Source organism: Saccharospirillum sp. (assembly GCF_039982735.1).
In the GTDB taxonomy this organism is placed as follows: domain Bacteria; phylum Pseudomonadota; class Gammaproteobacteria; order Pseudomonadales; family Natronospirillaceae; genus Saccharospirillum.
Window position 1 is genome coordinate 135578 of record NZ_JBDWXV010000023.1, and the last position, 21656, is coordinate 157233.

A 21656-nucleotide genomic window follows, 5' to 3' on the forward strand; every position below is an offset into this window, starting at 1 on the left:
GGGACAGTATTTATTCGTAATGGTCGACCCCGGCGGTTCGGTTGGCCCCGATGGCTGTGATAGCCTGTAGCCCGTTCTCCGAGGATCTTGCCAGCCATGACATTAAACGACTTTGCCGACCAGCTATACACCCGGCCAGAGACGATCGACTTTGACCAGGCGATTGCCATGATCGACCGGGAATTCGAGTTCACGCCGGTGGCGTTTTCGGTGGGTGAACAGCACAACGCCGCTGGTACCAACCAGGGATCATGCCGCTTGCTGGCCTTTGCCCATGCGATGAATTTGCCCGAAGCGACCACCTTGGCGCTGTTTGGTGATTATTATCGCAAGGACGTGCTGGGCAATCCCGACGGGCAGGATCACGCCAACATTCGTCAGTTCATGCAGCATGGCTGGAAAGGCGTGCATTTTTCAGCCATTGCGCTGAAGAAAAAAGCGTAGGAAGGGTAAACTCGCCGAACCCTGCTACCGGGCCGGGTTCGGCGCTGCACCGCTGAATCAGGCGGCTATGCCGCTATGGCGCAGCAACGCATCCACTTGCGGTTCCCGCCCACGGAACTGTTTGAACAACTCCCCGGCCGGCACACTGCCACCATTGGCCAGAATCACATCGCGGAAGGCTTTGCCGGTTTCAGCGTTGAAAATGCCCTCTTCCTCAAAGCGGCTGTAGGCATCGGCACTCAGCACTTCGGCCCACTTGTAGCTGTAGTAGCCCGCCGAATAGCCACCGGCGAAGATGTGACCAAAACTGTGCTGGAAGCGGTTTTCCGGCACGGTTTTGATGACTGATACTTCATCCCGAACCTGATCAAGTACCGCCTGTACATCGTTCACCATAAACGCCTCGGTTTTGTTGTGCAGCTTCATGTCGAACAGCGAGAACTGCAGCTGACGCACCGCAGCCATGGCCGACTGGAAGTTCTTGGCGGCCAGCATTTTTTCGAGCAAATCGGCCGGCAGCGGCTCGCCGGTGTCGACATGGCCGGAGATAAAGGCCAGTGCCTCGGGTTCCCAGCACCAGTTTTCCATGAACTGACTGGGCAGTTCGACGGCATCCCAGGCAACCCCGCTAATGCCGCTGACATCGCCGACGTCTACCCGGGTCAGCATGTGGTGCAAGCTGTGGCCAAATTCGTGGAACAGCGTAGTCACTTCATCGTGCGTCAGCAGCGAGGGTTTGCCATCGACCGGGGGCGTAAAATTGCAAGTCAGGTAGGCAACCGGCTTTTGCAGTTTGGTGCCGATACGAACCCGCTTGCGGCATTCGTCCATCCAGGCGCCGCCGCGTTTGCCTTCGCGGGCATAGAGGTCCATGTAGAAGCGGGCTACGACGTCGCCGTTTTCCAGCACATTGTAGAGTTGAACGTCCGGGTGGTACGTCTCGAATTCGGCAACCGGTTCAAACGAGACATCGAACAGGCGGTGTGCGGTTTCGAACAGGCCTTCGATCACCCGTGGCGCCGGGAAATACGGTTTCAGTTCTTCCTGCGAGACGGCATAGCGTTGTTCTTTGAGCTTTTCACTGGCGTAGCTGATGTCCCAGGGTTCCAGCTCATCGGTCATGCCCAGCTCATCCCGGGCGAAGGCGACCAGCTCTTCATATTCGCGTTTGGCCTGGGGCACCGCTTTGGCGGCCAGTTGGTTCAGAAAGTCGAGCACGGCGGCGGGAGAGTCGGCCATCTTGGTCGCCAGCGAGACTTCGGCGTGGTTGGTATACCCCAGCAGCTCGGCAGCGGCCTGGCGCTTGGTCAGAATGTCGGTCATTTCCGGGCCATTGTCGTAAACGCCGCCGAATGGGCCAACATCGGACGCGCGAGTGACGTGGGCCATATAGGTCTCGCGGCGCAGTTCACGGTCGTCGGCGTAGGTCAGCACCGGAATCACCGAAGGCATTTCCAGGGTGACCAGCCAGCCGTCTTTCTCTTTCTGGCGGGCATACTGTGCCAGGGTGGCCCGGGCTGAGGCGGGCAAGCCGGACAGACGCGCTTCATCGGTAATGTGCAACGACCAGGCCTGAGTAGCGTCGAGCACGTGTTCGCTGAAGCGCTGTTGCAGCTGGGCCAGCTCCGATTGCAGAGTGGCGAAGGCTTTTTTGTCGTTCTCGTTCAAGTCGATGCCGGACAGGCGGAAGTCGCGCAATGCCTGTTCTATCGCCGCTTTCTGGGCGGTAGACAGGGTGCTGAAATCATCCCGCCCTGCGATCTGTTGATAAGCTTTGAACAGGCCATCGTGCTGGCCGAGCCAGCTCTGGTAATCGGTCAGCAATGCCAGAGCCTGGCTGTAGGCATCGCGCAGTTCGGGCGAATCCTTAACGCCAGTCAGGTGGCCAAATACCGCCCAGGCATTGTCGAGGCGTTCATCCAGTTCGCTGATCGGCTCAATCAGGGATTCCCAGGTCGGCTCGGCAACCGTTTCCACCAGTTCATTGATGCGTGTCTTGCTGCTGTCGATGATCTCGGTCATGGCCGGGACGATCTGGTCTGCCTTGAATTGCTCAAAAGGCGGCAGTTCATGCGGTTCAAGCAATGGGTTGGTCATGGTGGTGTCCTTTTGTTGAGTCTTGAAGGGTCAGTACGGTGCCCGGCGGTCATGGCGGTGTCGTCAAACGGTCACAGAAATGTCGTATAACCGGCGCATGACTGCATTGCTCCGCGCCCTATGGCGTCACCCACGATGGCTCACCGTTGCACTGGTACTGATCCTGATCGGGTTAGTATGGGCCCCTGTCAGGACCCCGACCACTATTTACCTGAGTGTGGGGTTCGAGCGTGGTGAAACAAGTGCGGATTTCGTTGGCGTCGCCATCGATGCCGCCATGCTGACCGGTGGCGACTGGTGGACCGACCTCGATGGACCGCCCCGTCCGCTCGACCTGAGCGATGCCGACCTGCAGCGCTGGACCCGAATTCTGGCGCCCGCCTGGATCCGGCTTGGCGGTACCGAAGCCGACAAACTCTGGTGGCAGTCACCCGATGACCCGGTCGCCGCCCAGCCATGGCTGGACCGTGACGACCTGACCGGGTTTCTGACATTCACCCGGGCCGCAGGCGCCCGAGCGATGATCACCACCAGCACGGGCCCCCGGGTGCGTGACGGCGGCGACTGGCAGCCGGGTCAATTACAGCGTCTGCTCGGCTGGCTGCCGGAGGATTACAACGGCGTACTCGAGTTTGGCAACGAACCCGGTGCCCACTGGCTGATGTTTGGCCTGAGACATCAATACGGGTTCGATCAGTACACCGAAGAATTCGCCAGAGCCCGCGTACTGACCGGCAAAGTTCCGTTGGCCGGGCCCGCCAATGCCTTCTGGCCCGGCATCGGTGAACCCTTAAGACCGTTGGTGGGCAGCTCCCGCTCTTTTCTGGAAAATGGTGCCAACCCGGCTATCTTCAGCTGGCACTATTACCCAACCCAGTCATCCCGATGCCGGGTTCGCACCGAGGGGGCCGAGTGGGAATCGCTGGTAGACATTGAAGCGGTGGACGAATTCCGCCGCCAGGCTCAGCGGGTGCGCGGCTGGGTCGACCGCTATTCGCCTGACTCAGAACTCTGGCTGGGCGAGACCGGCCCGGCGCAGTGCGGTGGTGTTGATCAGCTGACCAATCGCTTTGGTTCCAGCCTGTGGTGGCTGACCTTGCTGGGAACGGCCGCTCAGACCGGGCAGGACACCGTGATTCGGCAGTCGCTGGTGGGCGGAGACTACGCCTTGCTCGCCCACCGCACCCGCTACAGCCCCAACCCGGATTACTGGGCCCAGGTGCTGTGGAACCGGCTGATGGGCCCGCGCTGGTTTGAGGTACGCGGCAGTGGCGCGGTGATTCAGGCCTATGCTCATTGCGACCCCACAACCCCCGGCGTGCTGACCCTGCTAACCGTTAACCTGAAGCCAGTGCCAATTACCCTGATTTTGCCAGACTACCAACCCCGGCCGACCCTGACCGTCACCAGTCCGTCCCTCGATAGCCGGTTCGTTCAAGTGGAGGATCAATGGCCTGAAACCTTCGACTGGGATGCCGGAGAGCCACTGCCCTGGGTGCAACGTGACAACAGCGACGCCCAGCCGGCCTACAGTTATCGCTTCACCCGACTGGATGCGCCCGAAAGCTGTTCCTGATGCACGGTGTGCACAGGCGAGCCCGACCTCTATACTGTCGGGTTCATCAATCAGTGAAAGGCTTTACCCTATGCGCCCAAGCGGTCGTACACCGGATCAACTTCGCCCCGTCAGCATTCAACGCGGTTTCACCAAGCACGCCGAAGGCTCGGTACTGGTCAGTTTCGGGGACACCCAGGTCATCGTGACCGCCAGCGTTGAGACCAGCATGCCGCGTTTTCTGAAGGGCAAGGGCCAGGGTTGGGTAACCGCCGAATACGGCATGCTGCCGCGCGCCACCGGCTCCCGCAACCAGCGCGAAGCCGCGCGTGGCAAGCAGGGTGGCCGAACCGTGGAAATCGGCCGGTTAATCGGTCGATCGTTGCGCGCTGCGGTAGATATGACGGCGCTTGGCGAACACAGCATCACCCTTGACTGCGACGTGATTCAGGCCGACGGCGGCACCCGCACCGCGGCCATTACCGGCGCCTTTGTCGCCCTGACCGATGCCGTTAATTACATGCTGGCCAACGGCATGATCAAGACCAACCCGATCCGACACCCCATCGCCGCCGTCTCGGTCGGCATCTGGCAAAACACCCCGGTGCTGGATCTGGACTATGCTGAGGACAGCACCTGCGATACCGATTTGAACGTCATCATGACCGGCGACGGTGGCTTCATCGAAATTCAGGGCACCGCCGAAGGCGAGCCGTTCCAACCCGACGAACTGAACGCCATGCTGGCCCTGGCCCGCAAAGGCGTTGCCGAACTCTGCGACCTGCAGCGTGCGGCGCTGAACCCGGAGGCCTGAGCCATGACCGACAGCATGACCGCCTTCGCCCGGCGCGAGGAAGACACCGCTTTCGGTACCCTGTCGGTCGAAATTCGTTCGGTGAATCACCGGTACCTGGAACCGACCTTTCGCCAGCCAGACACCCTGAAACCGGTGGAAATGCCCCTGCGTGAGGCGCTGAAAAAGCAGGTCAAACGCGGCAAGGTCGACGTTCAGTTACGGTTTTATCCGAACCAGGCCAGTGCCGGGCTGGACGTCAACGTCGAACGATTGCAAGCGCTGAACGCGGCACTTCACAAAGTACGCGATACCGTTGCCGACAGTCCGATGCCGGATGCGCTCGCGCTGTTGCAGTACCCCGGCATTCTCGCCGAGGAAGCGGTGGATATGGAGGCCGTGTTCAGCACCATGCGTTCCCTGTTCGACGCCGCCCTCACCGATTTTATGGCCCACCGGCGCCGTGAAGGCCAGGAGCTGGGCAAGATGATCAGCGACCGGCTCGACGAAATCGACGCCATTGTCGAGGTGCTGCGCGAGGAAATGCCGGGCTGGGTGGCCAGTTTCCGGGATTCTCTGAGAGCCAAAGCGGTTCAGTTGCAGGTTGACCTTGAGCCAGAGCGGCTGGAGCAGGAGGTCGTGATTCTCGCCCAGAAAGCCGACGTAGCAGAAGAGCTGGATCGCCTCGTGACCCATACCAGAGAAGTTCGGCACATTCTCAGCCAGAAAGGGTCTATTGGGCGGCGGCTCGACTTTCTGATGCAGGAGTTCAATCGCGAAGCCAATACCCTGGGGTCCAAAGCGACCAACAGCCGGGTGACACAGGCATCGGTAGACCTGAAAGTACTGATCGAACAAATGCGTGAGCAGGTGCAAAATATCGAATGAAACGCAGCCCAGTGCCCAGTTCAAACAAGGCCCCCAAAGGGCCGGTTTTACGACGGATCAATCGTTGTCGCAAAGCGTTGGTTTGGCCCTGTGTTGCGCTGTGTCTGGGGCTGACGGGTTTTCAGGCCATGGCTCAGGACTGGGTGATGGGGTTTGCCGAAGACGAGGCGCCGGTCAGTGATGGTGGGCCCGACGAGGCGCGAGGCATCATTCCGGAGTTAACGGCTGAGCTGTTCGACAGTTTGCCCGGCCAATCAGTGACGATGACCGCCGGCCCCTGGGTTCGGATACAACGCTCTGTGGAAACCGGCCAGATCGACGGGTTTGTCACCTATCCGTCCAGCGAACGTAAGACCTATGCGCTGTTCAGCAATACCCCCCTGTTTCATATGGACTTTGGCTTCCTGATCTACCGCCGTGATCACCCGCAGCGCCAACGCATTGAGCAAGCTCGCAGTTTTGAAGACTTACAAGGGCTCACGTTTATCGGCCAGCAGGGTGCCGAGTGGGAACGGGATAATATTCCGGCGACCCTGGATACCGTTTTGTTGGGCCATACCGAAACCATGATGCACATGCTGGTGCGACGGCAGACCGGTGATTTCATGGTAATGCCGGCTGAACAGGCGGTCCACATCGCCAAGCAACTGGGCTATGAACATCAAATTGCGATTGAACCGGTCCGTTTCATACCCAACGCCAGTATTCCATTTCATGTGGGCATTCGCTCAGACCACCCCGAAGCACACGAGATGCTAACGCGCATGGACAACGTGCTTCGTTCTGGTGACTACAGGCAGGTTGCGGAGCAGTTACTGACCGAATACCGCGAAGCGCAGACCGATTAGGCCTGCGCCTCAGGAACCGCTCGCAAGCAGAATAGAGACCTGCGCCTGAAGACCGGGCAAAAACTGCTCCTCGAACCAAGGGTTGCGCTTGAACCAGGCCTGGTTTCTCGGGCTGGGGTGTGGCAGAGCAAGGTACCTTGGCCATAGGCTCTGCCAATCTTCCACCGCGTCAGTGACTGTGTTGCGCCGATACTGCGGCAAGTGATACGCCAGCGCATAGCGGCCAAGCACCAGGGTCAGTTGAATATTGGGCAGGGCTTCCAGAAGTGGCGTATGCCATTGCTCCGCGCATTCCGGCCGGGGCGGTGCATCGCCGCCATTTCCCTTGCCGGGGTAGCAAAACCCCATGGGCACAATGGCAAAACGGGCCGGGTCGTAAAACATAGCCCGATCCACGCCCAGCCAACGGCGCAACCGGTCGCCACTGGCATCATCGAAGGGCACACCGCTGTCATGAGCGCGACGCCCGGGTGCCTGGCCGGCGATCAGAATGGGGGCGCGCGGGTCGGCCTGGAGGATGGGTTTGGGGGCCAGAGGCAAGTTTTTTGCGCAGGTTTGGCAGGCAAGAATGCGTTGCATCAATGCGGAGAATTCAGAATCTGCCATGCTAGGGAACCTGTTTGATTTGAAGCCGTTTAAAAAGGTCTTTCCAGCGCGTCGTTATCGCTTACAGGGCGCTCACTATATAGTAATGAAAATCAAGGACGCCGCCTTATGAAACCACTGATACTGCTGACAACCCTACTCCTCTTGCTAACGGCCTGCACAAGCCTCCCCAAAGGCATCGAACCGGTCACTGGGTTCGATCAGGCTCGTTTTTTGGGCACCTGGTACGAACTCGCCCGGCTCGACCACCGGTTTGAGCGCGGCCTCAGCCAGGTAACCGCCGAGTACAGCCTGAATGATGATGGCAGCATCCGCGTTCTCAACCGCGGCTACAACGAAGCCGAAGGTGAATGGCAGGAGGCCGAAGGCCGGGCGGTGTTTGCAGGCGACAGCGACGTGGGCCATCTGAAAGTGTCGTTTTTCGGGCCGTTCTACAGCGCCTATGTGGTGTTTGATCTAGACCGGGAAGACTACTCCCGGGCTTACATAACCGGGCATAACCGCGACTACTTGTGGCTGCTGTCCAGAACGCCCAATATCAGCGACCAGGCGCGGGACCAATTCAAGGCGCGCGTTGAAGCCGAAGGGTTTGAGTTGGAGGAGTTGATTATGGTGGACCAGTCGAGGAACGACTGATCCAGCCAAGATCAGTTCTCCGTCAGGTCTTTCAGCCGGTGCTTCCAGCGACGTCGGGCCAGGCGACGCATGTCGGGGATGTTGTCGGTTTCGTCGATGATCGACTGGCCGATGATGGTTTCGATAATGTCCTCCAGCGTCACCAGGCCCAGCCAGGTGCCGTATTCGTCGTACACCAGGCACATGTGCTGGCGCTCTTCCATCAGCCGGGCCATGAGTTTTTCGGCGGATAACTGGTCGGAGACGACACTGATGGGTTTCATCACGTCGGCGACGGTGGTCTTGCCGTTCAAATCGAGTACGTCGTGGCGGAAGACGATGCCCAGAGGCTCCTCGGCTTTGTCGAGCACCGGGTAGCGGGAAAACTGGCCGGTTTTCACCCGTTCGACGAAGGCTTCCATGGTTTCGTCCGGTCGCACGGTTACGCAGACAGAGCGGGGCGTCAGTATCTGTCGCACTTTCATGTCGTGCAGATCCAGAATGTTCGATATCACCCTCTGCTCGTCGGCATCCAGGGCTTTGTGTTCACGGCCGAGGGCCGCCAGTGCCTTGATTTCCTGGCGTACGTTGCTTTCGAACTGGCCGGTGCCAAACAGTTTCATCACCTGGTCTGAGAGCCAGATAAAGGGTTTGAACAACAGAATCAGCATTCGCAGGGTGAACGGCAAATAAGGCGCCAGCGCCGGCCAATAACGGGCACCCACGGTTTTTGGAATGATCTCAGACAATAGCAGGATCAGCAGGGTCATGATGGCGGAGGCGACTGCGAGGTAACCGTCGCCGAAGACCACGGCAACCTGGGCGCCGACGCCGGTGGCACCCACCGTATGCGCAATGGTGTTCAGGGTCAGAATGGCGGCCAGCGGTTGGTCGATGTGTTCTTTTAACTGGCGCAGCTTCTGATGCAACTCGGGGTGTTCGCCCTTCTGGTGCGCAATGTAGCTCGGGGTGATCGACAGCAGCGCCGCCTCCAGAATTGAACAGATAAAGGAGACGGCAATGGACAGCACGGCAAACGCGATCAGCAGGCTCATGGGTTGCTGGTATAACCTCTATAACTGGGATGTCGAGAGTTTATGGCAGGCCTGACTTCCGAGCTATATCGGAGCCAGACAGCCGTCTTATCACAAGCGGGTGACTCCCGCTGCAGGCCTTGGCCGATCCGGCTTTCAGTAGGTGGTAAATCCTGTGTAAGTCAGTAACAGGCCACTGGCCGGGGAATCAACCATGCTGATTGACTGAAAACCCCCTATAATAGGTTGCCTTGTTCCCATCCCCGGCTTTGATAAGGCAGATGCACGAAATGACCTCACTTTCCCCGACTTCCGGCACCGGCAAACGCACGGTGGCGCCGGGCACCTTGTACATGATTTCGGCGCCCTCGGGTGCGGGCAAGAGTAGCCTGGTGAACGCGTTGATCAAGCGACTGCCGTTTGTGTACCTGTCGATCTCCCATACCACCCGGCCGATGCGCCCGGGCGAGGAAGACGGGCAGCATTACCATTTCGTGTCGACGGAGACTTTTCTGGCGAGCGTAAACCGCAGTGAATTCCTCGAACACGCCCAGGTGTTCGACAACTACTACGGCACCAGCCAGGTCTGGGTGCAGAGCCAACTGGATCTGGGCCACGATGTGATACTGGAAATCGACTGGCAGGGCGCCCAGCAAATTCGCCGGCAAATGCCCGACACCAAAGGCATTTTCATCCTGCCGCCCTCGCGTGAGGCCCTGCAGGAGCGCCTGGAGAAGCGTGCTCAGGACAGTACTGAGGTCATTGCCCGGCGTATGAAGGATGCCACCAGCGAAATGTCGCATTACCACGAGTACGACTTTGTCGTGGTCAATGACGACTTTTATAAGTCGCTGGATGAGCTCTGCGCCATTTTCATCGCCAACCGGATGACCTTGTCGAAGCAGCAGCAAACCCATGGTGGTCTGTTCATCGAGTTGCTCAACCCGTGATTGTCGATGGTATTGGCAGACAGGTACATGCCCCTTGAGCTTTTGCTCAATCCGCGTACAATCCCGCGTCCGTAATGGCTATATCACCCGTAGGAGACCTTGATGGCTCGAGTCACTGTTGAAGATTGCCTGGAAAATGTGGCAAATCGTTTTGAACTGATCATGGTCGCCAGCAAGCGTGCCCGCCAAATTGCCAACGATGGCGCTGAGCCCCTGGTACCGATCGAGAACGACAAACCGACGGTGATCGCGCTGCGTGAAATCGCCGGAAAAAAGATCACGCCGTCGATTCTCGACGAGCTCGAAGAGTGATTTAGACACTCAATACAGTCGGCCTTATTGGTCGATAGCAAAAAAACCGGGCTCTGACCCGGTTTTTTTATTGCTGTGTTTTGTGCTTTCATTACACTCGAACCAGCGGAGGCCTTTAAAACCGTGCCTCTATCACTGTTATTGGACGATCCTGCCTTGCCCACCGTCGACGCGCTGACCAAGCGGCTCGAATCTTACCTGGCACCGGAAAAGGTGCGCCGGGTGAAACGCGCTTATTATTACGCCGAGCAAGCCCACGAGGGGCAGATGCGGCGCAGTGGTGAACGTTACATTACCCATCCATTGGCGGTGGCGAACATTCTCTCTGAAATGCACATGGACCATCAAAGTCTGATGGCGGCCATGCTGCATGACGTCATTGAAGACACGGCGGTGACCAAAGAAGCCCTGAGCGAGCAGTTTGGTCCGGGCGTGGCTGAGCTGGTGGATGGGGTGTCCAAGCTGACCCATCTGGAGTTCGAGACCAAAAAAGAAGAGCAGGCGGAGAACTTCCAGAAAATGGTGCTGGCGATGTCGAAGGACATCCGCGTCATTCTGGTCAAACTGGCCGACCGGCTGCACAACATGCGCACCCTGGGCGCCATGCCGCCCGAGAAAAAGCGTCGCAAGGCGCGGGAAACGCTCGATATTTACGCCCCCATCGCGCTGCGCCTGGGCATCAACGATTTGCGCATCGAGCTGGAAAACCTGGCCTTTGAATCCCTCTACCCGCTGCGCTCCAAGCGCATTGCCAAGGCGATTCGGCAAAGCCGCGGGCACCGCAAGGAATTGCTGGTGCAGATCCGTCAGGCACTGCAGGAGCGCATTGAGCACGAAAAGTTGTCGGTGCAGGTCGTCGGTCGGGAAAAGCATCTGTTTTCGATCTACAGCAAGATGCGTGACCAGAGAAAGACCCTGCAGGAAATTCTCGATGTCTATGGTTTCCGCATCATTACCGATTCGGTCGACGCTTGTTACCGGGTGTTGGGCATTGTGCACAACTTCTACAAACCGGTGCCGAACCGCTTCAAGGACTACATTGCCATTCCCAAGGCGAACGGCTACCAGAGCCTGCACACTACCCTGATTGGCATGAACGGCGTGCCGATCGAGATCCAGATTCGCACCCAGGAAATGGAAGACATGGCCAACCACGGCATCGCCGCGCACTGGCTGTACAAGAACGACGATTCCTCCGAATCGAGCCCGACCCATGCCCGCGCCCGTCGCTGGGTTAAAGGGCTGCTGGAAATGCAGGAGCGGGCCGGAAACCCGGTCGAGTTCATCGAAAACGTCAAGATCGACCTGTTTCCGGACGAAATTTACGTCTTTACCCCCAAGGGCAAAATTCTGGAAATGCCCAAGGGCGCCACGGCGGTCGATTTCGCCTATGCGGTACACACCGACATTGGCAACAGCTGTGTCGGCTGCCTGATCAACCGCCAGATCGCGCCGCTGAGCCAGCCGCTGGAAAGCGGCGATACCATCAAGGTGATCACCGCCCCCGGTGCCCGGCCCAACCCGGCCTGGGTGAATTTTGTGATTACCGCCAAGGCGCGCTCGAACATCCGCCATTTCCTGAAGAATCTGAAGCAAGCCGATTCGATTGCGCTGGGTCGCAAGCTGCTGAACAACGCTCTGAAGAATTTCGATACCGAGCTGGAGGCCCTGTCCGAGGAAACGCAGGCGACGCTGTTGCATGAATACGGTCTGGAGAAGATGGACAGCCTGCTTGAAGACATTGGCCTGGGCAATCGGGTGGCCTATGTGGTGGCACGCCGCATGTTAAGCCGTGAAGCCCCGCCCGAAGGCAGTGAAAGTCATGACAAGGCGATGACTGTGAAGGGCACCGAGGGCCTGCTGATCAGCTACGGCAAGTGCTGTCGGCCGATCCCCGGTGACACCATCGTTGGGGTTATCAGTAAGGGCAAGGGCATGGTGATTCACGTCGACAGTTGCCGCAACATTGTCGACATGCGCAAAGACCCGGATCGCTGCGTGCACCTGCGCTGGGAAAAATCGATGGAAGGCGAGTTTGTGGTCGACTTGCGGGTCGAGATGCGCAATGCCCGGGGCGTGCTGGCCAGTGTGGCCAACGCGGTCTCCCAGGCTGATGCCAACATCGAGAGCATCGAAATGCAGGAGCGCGATGCGACGATCAGCCGCCTGAACCTGACGGTGTCGGTCGCCAGCAGACAGCATCTGGCCCGGGTCATTCGCCGTCTGCACAGCCTCAAGCCGGTCGGTCGAATCGAGCGGGTGCAAAGCTAATGGTAGGCTAGTGGCATTGGTCCGCAGCGGAAACCGGGGGTGCTCCTGTGGGGTCGGGCGGAATGCCGCCCACTCAATCCGTCCATGGAGCCTAGACCTCAGGATATGAATCCCATCCGTGGGATTCACCCTTTCGGGCTCGCTGCGCTCGTACTAAAACGCTCCCGGCGTTTTAGTCCCTGCTGCGGACTACCCCACAGGGACGTCCCCGGCATCCGCTGCTAGTCATCTCGGCGAACTCCGAAAGTTGAATAGTTAATCTCGGCTAAACCGGGAAATTTCTTCTATCCTCATCAACCCTAGGGTTGGCCATTGTTATCAGGAACACTCATGTCAGTAATGCCCGAAAACGAAAGCTGGTTCACCGAAGTCTGGTCACCGGAAGGCTCGGCCTTCTCGCTGGAAGTGACCGCCAAATTGCATGAAGAGCAAAGCGCTTTTCAGCACATTGAAATCTATCAGACCCGGCACTGGGGCAAGCTGATGGTGCTCGATGGCTGTTATATGGTGACCGACAAGGATAACTTCCTGTATCACGAGATGATGACGCACCCGGCGTTGTTTACTCACCCGGATCCGAAAAAGGTGCTGGTGATTGGCGGTGGCGATTGCGGTACCTTGCGCGAAGTCTTGCGTCACCCCGGGCTGGAGCAAGTCTGGCAGGTGGAAATTGATGAACGGGTGACCCGGTTGTCGGAAGTTCACTTCCCCGAGCTGTGTGAAGCCAACGACGATCCTCGGGCCAGCCTGTTGTTTGAAGATGGCATTGCCTGGATCAAGAATTGCCAGCCGGGCGAGCTGGATCTGATTATTGTTGATTCAACCGACCCGGTTGGACCGGCGGCTGGTTTGTTCAACCGGGAATTCTTTGGTCATTGCCTGCGCGCTCTGGGTGACGATGGTCTGCTGGTGCAGCAAAGTGAAAGCCCGCTGTTCCATACCGATAATCTGATCGCGGAAATGATCGGTGAAATGCGCGCAGCCGGGTTTGAATCGCACCATACCCTGCCCTTTCCCCAACCGATTTATCCGTCGGGCTGGTGGAGCTGTACCCTGGCCAGCAAGGGCCTGACGGTGACCGACTTTCGCGAGCAGGCCGCTCGGGACAAGGCCTTTGAGACCCGTTACTACAACGCCGACATTCACCGGGGCGCGCTGGCCGTGCCTGAATTCATGAAGACCCTGTACCGATAGGGTGTATGTGATCCGGATGTTTCAGACTGGTCAATACTGGCGGGCTACGAAGTCCGCTCTGGCGCTATGTCTGTTACTGGGCTGGGCGCTGGCGGCACCGGCTGAAACCGTTCGGGTTGCTTCCTTTAACATCCACTACACCACGCCGAACCAGGACGACATTGTCTGGGATGAGCGGCGCGATGCCGTGCGTGAGGTCATCGGTGAAATGCAGGCCGACATCATTGCCTTCCAGGAAATGGAGACCTTTGTTGGCGGGCATTTCAATGACGAGAATATTCAGCTCGACTGGGTGTTGGAGCATTACCCCGCATACAGCGTTGGTGCTTACGGTGATGCCGCCGAGTTTCCGATTACCCAGCCCATCCTCTTTCGCACAGAGTCGTTTGTTCTGCGCGACCAGGGCTGGTTTTTCTATTCCGAGACGCCCGACGAGATCTACAGCCGCACCTTTAACGATTCCTACCCGGCGTTCACCACCTGGGTGGATCTGGAGCATCGCGACAGTGGCGAGCGGCTGGTGGTGGTCAATAATCATTTCGATTATGGCAGCGGCCGTAACCGGCGGCTGTCGGCCAGGCTGGTCGCTGAACGCATTGAGCCCTGGCTCGAGGCGGGAGTGCCCACGGTCGTGCTGGGCGATTTCAACGCCCCGTCATTCTGGTCACCCATGGGATTTCTGAAAAAGCAGGGGCTTGACTTGTTGCGGCCGGCGGGCAGCACCTTTCACCACAACCGGGGCTGGCATCTGATTCCGGCGATTGACCATATTCTGATCAACCCGGCGTTAAACCCGGCCGACCGGTTGCAACGCTTTGATGACGCCTATCAAGGTATTTACCCCAGCGATCATTACCCTGTGCTGGTGGAACTGTCATGGGCCGGTAAACCGTGATCGTTGAGACTCCCGATTTCGCCTGAATTGCCGTTAGAATGGCCAGAGTATCTAACGGGCCGTTCCGTATTTAATGACTAAGGATTTGAGATGTTGAACCGACTGCACCGCCTGCTGCTTACCCCCTGGTATTGGCTGGCCATTGTGCTTGTAGGCCTGGGCCTGGAAGGCGTTGCGCTGTTTTACCAGCATGTGCTCGATGAACCGCCTTGCGTACTGTGTATTCACGCCCGGGTGTGGACGCTTGGCGGCATCATTGCCGGCAGTGTCGGCCTGGTGTTGTTCCGGTTGTATTGGGGCCGTCTGATCGCCCAGCTGGGTGTTATCGTCAGTGTCGCTGGACTGATGGAGCGCAGCTATCGCGCTATGCAGGTTGAGCGTGGCACCTATCAGGGCGTGTGCAACTTCGATGCGGGCTTCCCCGGCTGGCTGCCGCTCGATGTCTGGTTTCCGAACGTATTCGAAGTCTGGGCTATGTGTGGCTATTCGCCGAATTTCATTCTCGGCCTGACCATGGTCGAAGGCCTGACGTATGGCAGTGCCGTGTTGTTGGCCATTGCCCTGGCGGCATTTGTCCTGATGCTGCGCCGAAGCCACTAGCTTTCCGTAACAGGAATGTGACGGCAAAACCGATGACCGCCTGGTCATCGGTTTTGGGAGAGAAGCAAAATCCCATTTTTTGATTCTCGTGGTCTTGAAAAAGGCAGGACGCTTTTTTCAGGAACCTATAAAGAGGGGCGCGAATGCGCCTTGGGGGATACACGGGTATAGAGGTTGGCGCCAATAGTGTCTATTCTGTGGCAAGGCACATGGACTCTGAGCCCTCATGGCAGACAAACCCGAAACCAAGACCGCGACCTTCGAATCATTGCAGCTGTTACCCGGTCAACCGCTGCAGCTGGAGATCGACGGCTACACCACTGAGCGTGACCGAAGCATTCTGGTCGGCTACCGGCCCGGTAAATCCGTCATTGTGACCACACCGCTGGCACACGGTCATCCGATTTCCGTCAAACTCGACACCAATCTGAACGTCCGTTTATTCGCCAACAAGATTAACGGCGCCTGCGCGTTTCGCACCCACGTCATTCATGTGTCGGTGTCGCCCTTCCCGCATTTGCACCTGGCGATGCCCAACCAGTTGTTCCTTGGCGAAGTGCGCAAGGCCGTGCGCGCCAAGGTTAGCGTGCATGCGACCCTGGTGTACCAGGGCGAGCGCAATAACGCTGAGATCATCGATCTCAGTACCGACGGCGGGCGACTGCGAGCCCGGGTTCAGGCGATTGATCCGGGTGAAGTGATCACTCTGATCACCAAGCTCGATCTGGGCTCGGTGGAGAAAGTAATGCGCTTGCAGGGCATCGTTCGCTCCTTCGTGCTCGACAGTGAAAAAGGCACCAGCACCATTGGTTTGCAATGGCAAAAGCTCGATGAAAACGACGCCATCGCCTTGCAAGCCTATGTATTGACGAGGCTTCATGACAACCCCCACTGAACCGACTCTATTACGTCCGCGCGAGCAGGACCTGATGGGCCTGCCCATTCGCCGGGTATTGCCCCAGGCGGCTGCGCGTCACTGTGGCCCCTTTGTGTTTCTGGATCACATGGGCCCGCACACTCTGCCCAAAGGCCAGGGCGTCGATGTCCCCCCTCATCCGCACATCGGTCTGGCGACGGTTACCTGGCTGTTTGCCGGCAAGATGGTGCATAAGGATTCTCTCGGCAGTGATCAGGTCATCGCCCCGGGGGATCTGAACTGGATGACCGCAGGTCATGGCATCGCGCACTCCGAACGCAGCCCGGAATCTGAACGGCAAATCGACAGCCCGATAGAGGGTCTGCAGTTCTGGGTCGCCCAGCCTGAAGCCACTGAAACCGGCACGCCCCGCTTCGAACATGTCGCAGGCAAAGACTTGCCCCAATGGCAGGAAGCCGGTGCCGACTGGGTGCTGGTGGCCGGTGAATGGCAAACACGGCGAGCACCGGCAGAGGTTGATTCACCCCTGGTGTTGCTCGACAGTCGCAGCCAGCAGGCAGGCCAGATCACGATGGAGAAACCCTCGGAAACCTGGCAATGGGGGCTTTATTTACTGAAAGGTGAACTCAGTGCCCAGCAGCAACCGATCGATAGACACCAGTTACTGGTAACCGGTAAATCGCTGACGATCACCTGGGAAGCAGGCGCGCACTTTGTGGTATTCGGTGGCGAACCCCTGGGCCCGCGACGGATGGATTGGAATTTTGTGGCAACAGACCCGGCGTTGATCGACGACGCCCGGCAGCGCTGGCAAAACCATCAGTTTGAAACGGTACCCGGCGATGATGGGTACGTGCCCTATCCTTCCAAGACATAGCGGCTCAAGACACTAACCCGCCCTGACGCAATTACGCCCCGCCTGTTTGGCTTTATAGAGCGCCTTGTCAGCCCGTTGCAACGCAGCGTCGGGAGCGGCATCCCCCCGGGAGGCATCGGTCACACCGAATGACAACGTCACACTGACCTGTTTGGCCGGGCTCGGCTGGCCGCGCTGGCGCTTGCCCTTGCGCCCGGAAGCCGGTCGGCCGGGTTTGCGAACCGTTAACGGATAGGCGGCAACGCGCTCGCGCAGGGTGTCCAGCACCGGCGTCGCCTGATCCGCCGTCATCCCCCTGAACACCAGGGTGAACTCCTCCCCACCGTACCGGAACACCTTCACCGGCAAGCGATGCTGCGACAGGACCCGCGCCACCAGCTTCAGTACCTGATCACCCGTCTCGTGGCCCCAGGTGTCGTTAAATGACTTGAAATGGTCGACATCTCCCATGGCAATGGCGTAGTGCCGGCCAAGGGTGCGCTGCATCTGGGTCAGGGCCCGGCGGTTGGGAATTCCGGTCAGGGCGTCGCGGTAGGCGACCGAGTAGGCATCGGTCATCAGCAAGGCCGCAATGACCGCAGCCCAGCCAGCCCATACCAGAGGCGTACCCGCAGGCTGCAGGCTCAACCACAGCGTTAGCGCCCAGCCCAACAATTGCCATGGCCAACTGGCCCCGGGCGCCAGAAAATATCGGAACAGAATGGACAGCAGGGCCAGAAACGCCAGGCACAGCGTAACGCCGGGCAGACCAACGCCGGGCAGTGGGTTGAACCCGGGGAGGTCCGGCGCCAGCAGTGCCGCTGGCAGCGACAGGCCCTGTGCTCCGGCGGAGGCGATGAGCACCAGCCCCGGCAGCCAGATCGTCGGGCGGCGCAGGGCATGGTCAGCCCGCCACTGGGCGCTCAGCCAGCCCAGCCACAGAATCGCCATACTCCAGACCGGAACCGGGGTGCCTGGCGCGTCGGGATGCACAGTGAACAGAGCCCAGCCTAGGATCACCAGCAAAAACCAGTGCACCCGGTGAAACAAAAAGGCCAGCGCCGTGACGGCCAGGAACAGGGCGTGAACACCGAGCTCAAGGCCCTCGGGCAGTTGGTCGATCAGCAACTGGGAATAGTGGAAAAGCGGACTGTCGGTCACGGTGTGCCAGGCGCTCGTTTGAATACACCCGCTAAGCAAAACACAACGGCGCCGCGCTGTCAGGTATTGGATGATGCACCACCCAGTGCGCTTGGGCCGGGCGTATGATCACTGTAAGGGAGAAGACAATCCCGAATGCGCGCTTTACACTGAACCGGATGAGGTGTCCGTGGTCAACCCGGCGCCCGTGAACCATTTCCGCTACGCCGGATTGCAGGGAGATTCAACATGAATCCGTTAAGCATTTCTCGACCAGGGCTGCTCAGTGCCGCCCTGATCAGTGCCACCCCATTTGCGGCAGCCCAGGAGCCCGTTGCCGCCGATTGGCTTTATTTGACCGGTAATGGCAGCTGGGTGGCCCGCTCGGCCACCCTGCGTCAGGCCGAAACACCGCTGCCGCTGCCGGTAGACCAGTTATCATCCGGAACGTTCTGGTGGTCGGCGACCGACCCAGACCTACAGGTGACCTGGCAATCGACCGATGCCGCTTCCTGGGTCAGCGACGGCTCGCTGGTTCAGGTTGGCGACTGGCCGGGCTCCTGGACCGTCATCAGCGTAACGGAAGATGTGCTGATCCTGTCGCAGGCCGGTGTGCGCCGCTCCTTGCCGAAGACCGCCTGGGACCGGCTGAGCTGGGTTGTTGGCCAGAGTCAGGAAGAAAGCCTGTCGTTGCGGGTGCATCAGCCAGACGATCGCACCAATGACCTGGCCTATGCCTGGTTTGATAATCGGGTGTCGGCTGAGGTTCGTTACAGCCTCGATTATCGCGCTGAAAACCCGGTGCTGTTGCAGCAACTGGTGCTTCACAATGACGCCGATTACGACCTGAATGCACCGGGCTACAGCTATGCCCAGAGCAGCCAGCAACCGGTGATGATGATGGCAAGAAACGCCATGGCAGACTCAGAGTCGGCCGACGTAAGCCGACCTCAGGCCGGTGACAGCAGCGGCCAGGCCACCCTGAGCTCCGACCAGCCTATCCGGATGCCGGCCAACAGCCATGCCTGGATACCGGTTGAAGAAGTGGCACTGGACAGTGTTGATCACCAGTATCGGTTTAACTGGTCAACTCGCCAGCAAGGCAGTATGCCGGGCCAGTGGCATATGACCGTCAGTGCTGACGACGCTCTGCCCGCTATTGCCGGACCGCTGCAGATCGCCGTCTGGGACCAACAGGTCGCCCTGCTTGAAACGCATTACCAGCCGGAACAGGAAACCCGGACGACCTTGTCGCTAGGGTCATCCGACATGGTGACGCTGGGTACCGAATCGTTAAGCGGGCAGCAATGGGAGCTGGTGCTGACCAACCGCAACAGCCATGAGGTTGAAGCCGTACTGGATCTGTCCCACTGGGATCAGAATCGCAACGACCAGGCAGGCATCAGTTTGCCGGTGCCCGCCAACGACAGTGTGCGGTTGCAGGTGCGTCTGAGCAGTACGCAGCTAACCGTGCGCCCGCAGTAAACACGAGCGCATTGGCGTGCACCTGGTTATAGCAATTAAAGTTATGCTGGGAGAGGTACTGAAAAGTGGGGCGGTGGGTACCACCGGCGTTAAGCCCGGCAGTAGCCAGCCCAACCGCCCTCATACAGGGGTAAGCCCCCCATCACAGGTGAAGCCCGGTTCAGTTCCGAAGCCTCACCGTTGAAAGTAGTTCAGAGCTGCGCAATTGGTAGCCCACCTTACAAAAATGCACAGGATGGAACGCAGCGTCACGGCAATGGCACGATGCCGTCTTGTGCAGCACGGGAGCCCCTGGTCATGAAACTGGATACCGAACGCTTTCGGTTAAACCGCTACAACCCAGAAACCGACTTGCTGGAACATCAGGCGATGTATCAGTCAGAGGCCGTGCGCCTGCCCCTGGGCTGGATCGACCCGCCAGACCTGAGCCTGATGACCCGACTCTATGTTGATCGTGCCGAACGCTGGGAGGCTCATACCCCGGGCTCCGGCACCTTTACCATCCGCTGGAAAGACAGCGGCCGACTGGCGGGCATCATCCTGCTCAAAGCGCTGCCTTTTGGTGACGACTCTTTTTCGGAACATATCGAAATTGGCTGGCACCTGGCGGAGCCGGACTGGGGCAAGGGTGTGGCAACCGAAGCGGCCAGCAAGGTGATGGCGTACGGATTCGAGCAATTGGAACTGCCTGCGGTGTGGGCAATCGCAACGACGGATAATTATCGCTCTCACCGGGTGATGGAGCGTATTGGTCTGCGTTTTACCGAGGAAACGGACCGATATTACGGTGAAACCGGGGTGCTTTATGGATTGCTTCGGGAGGAGTACTACAGCGCCGACAGCGAACCCGTCTAACGGGACATCAGGGACTTACCGTCCCTGTGTGCCCGTCAGATGATGCGTCACATCGCCCACATACAACACAGGCGACGCGTCAATATCGGACGCCTGCATCAGCTCAGCCAGCTTTTGAACGCTCGACAGCAACATGGTCTGTTCCCACTCCGGCAACTGATCGAACTTTTCGACGAAGCTCTCCTGCAATGGGCTGGGAGCGTCTTCCACGACCTTATTGCCTTCCTCGGTCAGTTGCGCGTGCACCCGGCGCCGATCGACCTCACTGCGTACCCGCCGCACCAGATCCCGCTTTTCAAGTCGATCCAGAATGGTCGTTACGGTGGCCTGGCTGAGATTCACGTCCTTGGCGACGGTACCTATGGTGACGTCACCAAGCTTGCTGATAGCCATCAGTATCAGTAACTGGGGAGAGGTCAGCCCGCTGTGCTTGCTTAACTGCTTCGAATGAATGTCTGTAGCGCGAATGATTCGTCGCAATGACACCAGTACTTCATCCACTCGTTTCATTGTCTGGTCCTTTACCCACGGTGTTTGGTCGCCCATCAGGGCCAGATTATATCGCATGATAAAAGGTTCGTCCTCTAATGAAACAATTTCGAGACGCTATATAGATTAGCCTTTTTACCCATTCCATCACAAGTTAAATTTTAGAAAGCGAAAGGTTTCACAAAACGATGTCGCCATCATGCTTGATCTTTAGGGCAGTAATTGTGTTAAAATGATTCGCATACTAAAGATTAGATACATAATTAACGTTCAGCCCGGCCCGCATAGGGTCGCCAAACGAGGTGAACAACTGACGATGAGCATCACATTGAGAACACCCCGGTCCGACGAAGGTCTGGCCGTTCATCGGCTGGTAGAGCAAAGCCCGCCGCTGGACACCAATTCGCTGTACTGCAACCTGTTGCAGACCACGCATTTCGGCGAAACCGCCGTGGCAGCGGAGCTGGACGGGGAACTGGTAGGGTTTGTCTCCGGCTATATAAAGCCGGGCAATCCGGATACCTACTTTTTGTGGCAGGTTGTGGTCGGTGAGGCAGCACGCGGCAAGGGTCTGGCCAAGAAAATGATCCAGCACCTGATGGCGCGCGACTCAATGAACGCCGTCAGCTGGCTCGAAACCACCATCACCCCGGACAACGAACCCTCGCAGCGGTTGTTCAAGGCATTGGCCCGGGAGTGGGAAGCCGAGCTGGACGTCGGTGTCCTGTTCGACAAAGAGCAGCATTTTGGTGGCAAGCACGAATCGGAAGAGCTCTATCGCATCGGGCCCATCCGTCGCTGAGACACGCGGCCTGGTGCAGCTTCGAGACTTTTATTGAAACGTTTAGTCAA

At 58.6% G+C, this 21656-nt stretch carries 22 protein-coding genes; 17 read left to right on the top strand and 5 right to left on the bottom strand.

Going from position 1 to position 21656, the window contains the following annotated elements:
• Positions 1-96: 96 nt before the first annotated feature.
• Entirely contained in the window at positions 97-444 is a 348-nt protein-coding gene (locus ABJT94_RS19545) for a HopJ type III effector protein (RefSeq protein WP_348474985.1), read from the top strand.
• Positions 445-501: 57 nt separating this feature from the next.
• Here the strand turns inward: ABJT94_RS19545 and ABJT94_RS19550 are convergent, their stop codons facing one another.
• Positions 502-2541: a M3 family metallopeptidase gene (locus ABJT94_RS19550; RefSeq protein ID WP_348474986.1), complete on the bottom strand. Its 2040-nt coding sequence runs from the start codon at positions 2539-2541 to the stop codon at positions 502-504.
• Positions 2542-2638: 97 nt separating this feature from the next.
• Between ABJT94_RS19550 and ABJT94_RS19555 the strand changes: the two genes are divergently transcribed.
• From ABJT94_RS19555 to ABJT94_RS19570, 4 genes are all read left to right on the top strand, one after another.
• Positions 2639-4117: a hypothetical protein gene (locus ABJT94_RS19555; protein WP_348474987.1), complete on the top strand. Its 1479-nt coding sequence runs from the start codon at positions 2639-2641 to the stop codon at positions 4115-4117.
• Positions 4118-4187: 70 nt separating this feature from the next.
• Positions 4188-4910, top strand: coding sequence for a ribonuclease PH (gene rph, locus ABJT94_RS19560; protein ID WP_348474988.1), 723 nt, complete (start codon positions 4188-4190; stop codon positions 4908-4910).
• A gap of 3 nt (positions 4911-4913) precedes the next feature.
• Complete coding sequence (locus ABJT94_RS19565) at positions 4914-5777, top strand: YicC/YloC family endoribonuclease (protein WP_348474989.1); 864 nt, start codon at positions 4914-4916, stop codon at positions 5775-5777.
• Complete coding sequence (locus tag ABJT94_RS19570) at positions 5774-6625, top strand: hypothetical protein (protein ID WP_348474990.1); 852 nt, start codon at positions 5774-5776, stop codon at positions 6623-6625. The genes ABJT94_RS19565 and ABJT94_RS19570 overlap by 4 nt, the downstream gene beginning before the upstream one ends.
• A 9-nt stretch (positions 6626-6634) precedes the next feature.
• On the opposite strand, the gene ABJT94_RS19575 is transcribed toward ABJT94_RS19570, so the two are convergent.
• Positions 6635-7231, bottom strand: coding sequence for a uracil-DNA glycosylase family protein (locus ABJT94_RS19575; RefSeq protein ID WP_348474991.1), 597 nt, complete (start codon positions 7229-7231; stop codon positions 6635-6637).
• 108 nt (positions 7232-7339) lie between these two features.
• Between ABJT94_RS19575 and ABJT94_RS19580 the strand changes: the two genes are divergently transcribed.
• A complete protein-coding gene (locus ABJT94_RS19580) occupies positions 7340-7867 on the top strand; it encodes a lipocalin family protein (protein ID WP_348474992.1) in 528 nt (175 codons plus the stop codon).
• Between the two features lie 11 nt (positions 7868-7878).
• On the opposite strand, the gene ABJT94_RS19585 is transcribed toward ABJT94_RS19580, so the two are convergent.
• A complete protein-coding gene (locus ABJT94_RS19585; protein ID WP_348474993.1) occupies positions 7879-8901 on the bottom strand; it encodes a CNNM domain-containing protein in 1023 nt (340 codons plus the stop codon).
• A 269-nt stretch (positions 8902-9170) separates the two neighbouring features.
• Between ABJT94_RS19585 and gmk the strand changes: the two genes are divergently transcribed.
• The 8 genes from gmk (at position 9171) to ABJT94_RS19625 (ending at position 16856) form a co-directional block, all read left to right on the top strand.
• Positions 9171-9830 carry a guanylate kinase gene (gmk, locus tag ABJT94_RS19590; RefSeq protein ID WP_348474994.1) on the top strand — a complete coding sequence of 220 codons (660 nt, stop codon included), beginning with the start codon at positions 9171-9173 and terminating at the stop codon, positions 9828-9830.
• Between the two features lie 102 nt (positions 9831-9932).
• Positions 9933-10142: a DNA-directed RNA polymerase subunit omega gene (rpoZ, locus tag ABJT94_RS19595; RefSeq protein ID WP_028670271.1), complete on the top strand. Its 210-nt coding sequence runs from the start codon at positions 9933-9935 to the stop codon at positions 10140-10142.
• Positions 10143-10298: 156 nt separating this feature from the next.
• Positions 10299-12413, top strand: a complete 2115-nt coding sequence (gene spoT, locus ABJT94_RS19600) for a bifunctional GTP diphosphokinase/guanosine-3',5'-bis pyrophosphate 3'-pyrophosphohydrolase (protein WP_348475025.1) — start codon at positions 10299-10301, stop codon at positions 12411-12413.
• 330 nt (positions 12414-12743) lie between these two features.
• Positions 12744-13607, top strand: a complete 864-nt coding sequence (gene speE / locus ABJT94_RS19605; protein ID WP_348474995.1) for a polyamine aminopropyltransferase — start codon at positions 12744-12746, stop codon at positions 13605-13607.
• Between the two features lie 16 nt (positions 13608-13623).
• The gene (locus ABJT94_RS19610; protein WP_348474996.1) at positions 13624-14502 is read left to right on the top strand and encodes an endonuclease/exonuclease/phosphatase family protein; all 879 of its coding nucleotides are present in this window, start codon (positions 13624-13626) and stop codon (positions 14500-14502) included.
• Positions 14503-14592: 90 nt separating this feature from the next.
• Entirely contained in the window at positions 14593-15102 is a 510-nt protein-coding gene (locus tag ABJT94_RS19615) for a disulfide bond formation protein B (RefSeq protein WP_348474997.1), read from the top strand.
• 226 nt (positions 15103-15328) lie between these two features.
• Positions 15329-15997 (top strand): flagellar brake protein, encoded by a 669-nt coding sequence (locus tag ABJT94_RS19620; protein ID WP_348474998.1) that lies wholly within the window; start codon positions 15329-15331, stop codon positions 15995-15997.
• Complete coding sequence (locus ABJT94_RS19625; RefSeq protein WP_348474999.1) at positions 15981-16856, top strand: pirin family protein; 876 nt, start codon at positions 15981-15983, stop codon at positions 16854-16856. The genes ABJT94_RS19620 and ABJT94_RS19625 overlap by 17 nt, the downstream gene beginning before the upstream one ends.
• A gap of 12 nt (positions 16857-16868) precedes the next feature.
• Here the strand turns inward: ABJT94_RS19625 and ABJT94_RS19630 are convergent, their stop codons facing one another.
• Positions 16869-17996, bottom strand: coding sequence for a GGDEF domain-containing protein (locus ABJT94_RS19630; protein ID WP_348475000.1), 1128 nt, complete (start codon positions 17994-17996; stop codon positions 16869-16871).
• 228 nt (positions 17997-18224) lie between these two features.
• On the opposite strand from ABJT94_RS19630, the gene ABJT94_RS19635 reads away from it, so the two are divergent.
• Positions 18225-19460 (top strand): hypothetical protein, encoded by a 1236-nt coding sequence (locus tag ABJT94_RS19635; protein ID WP_348475001.1) that lies wholly within the window; start codon positions 18225-18227, stop codon positions 19458-19460.
• A 297-nt stretch (positions 19461-19757) separates the two neighbouring features.
• Positions 19758-20315, top strand: coding sequence for a GNAT family protein (locus ABJT94_RS19640; protein WP_348475002.1), 558 nt, complete (start codon positions 19758-19760; stop codon positions 20313-20315).
• Positions 20316-20330: 15 nt separating this feature from the next.
• On the opposite strand, the gene ABJT94_RS19645 is transcribed toward ABJT94_RS19640, so the two are convergent.
• On the bottom strand, positions 20331-20882 hold the full coding sequence (locus tag ABJT94_RS19645; protein WP_348475003.1) for a MarR family transcriptional regulator: 552 nt from the start codon (positions 20880-20882) through the stop codon (positions 20331-20333).
• A gap of 238 nt (positions 20883-21120) precedes the next feature.
• Between ABJT94_RS19645 and ectA the strand changes: the two genes are divergently transcribed.
• The gene (ectA, locus tag ABJT94_RS19650) at positions 21121-21606 is read left to right on the top strand and encodes a diaminobutyrate acetyltransferase (RefSeq protein WP_348475004.1); all 486 of its coding nucleotides are present in this window, start codon (positions 21121-21123) and stop codon (positions 21604-21606) included.
• Positions 21607-21656 lie beyond the last annotated feature (50 nt).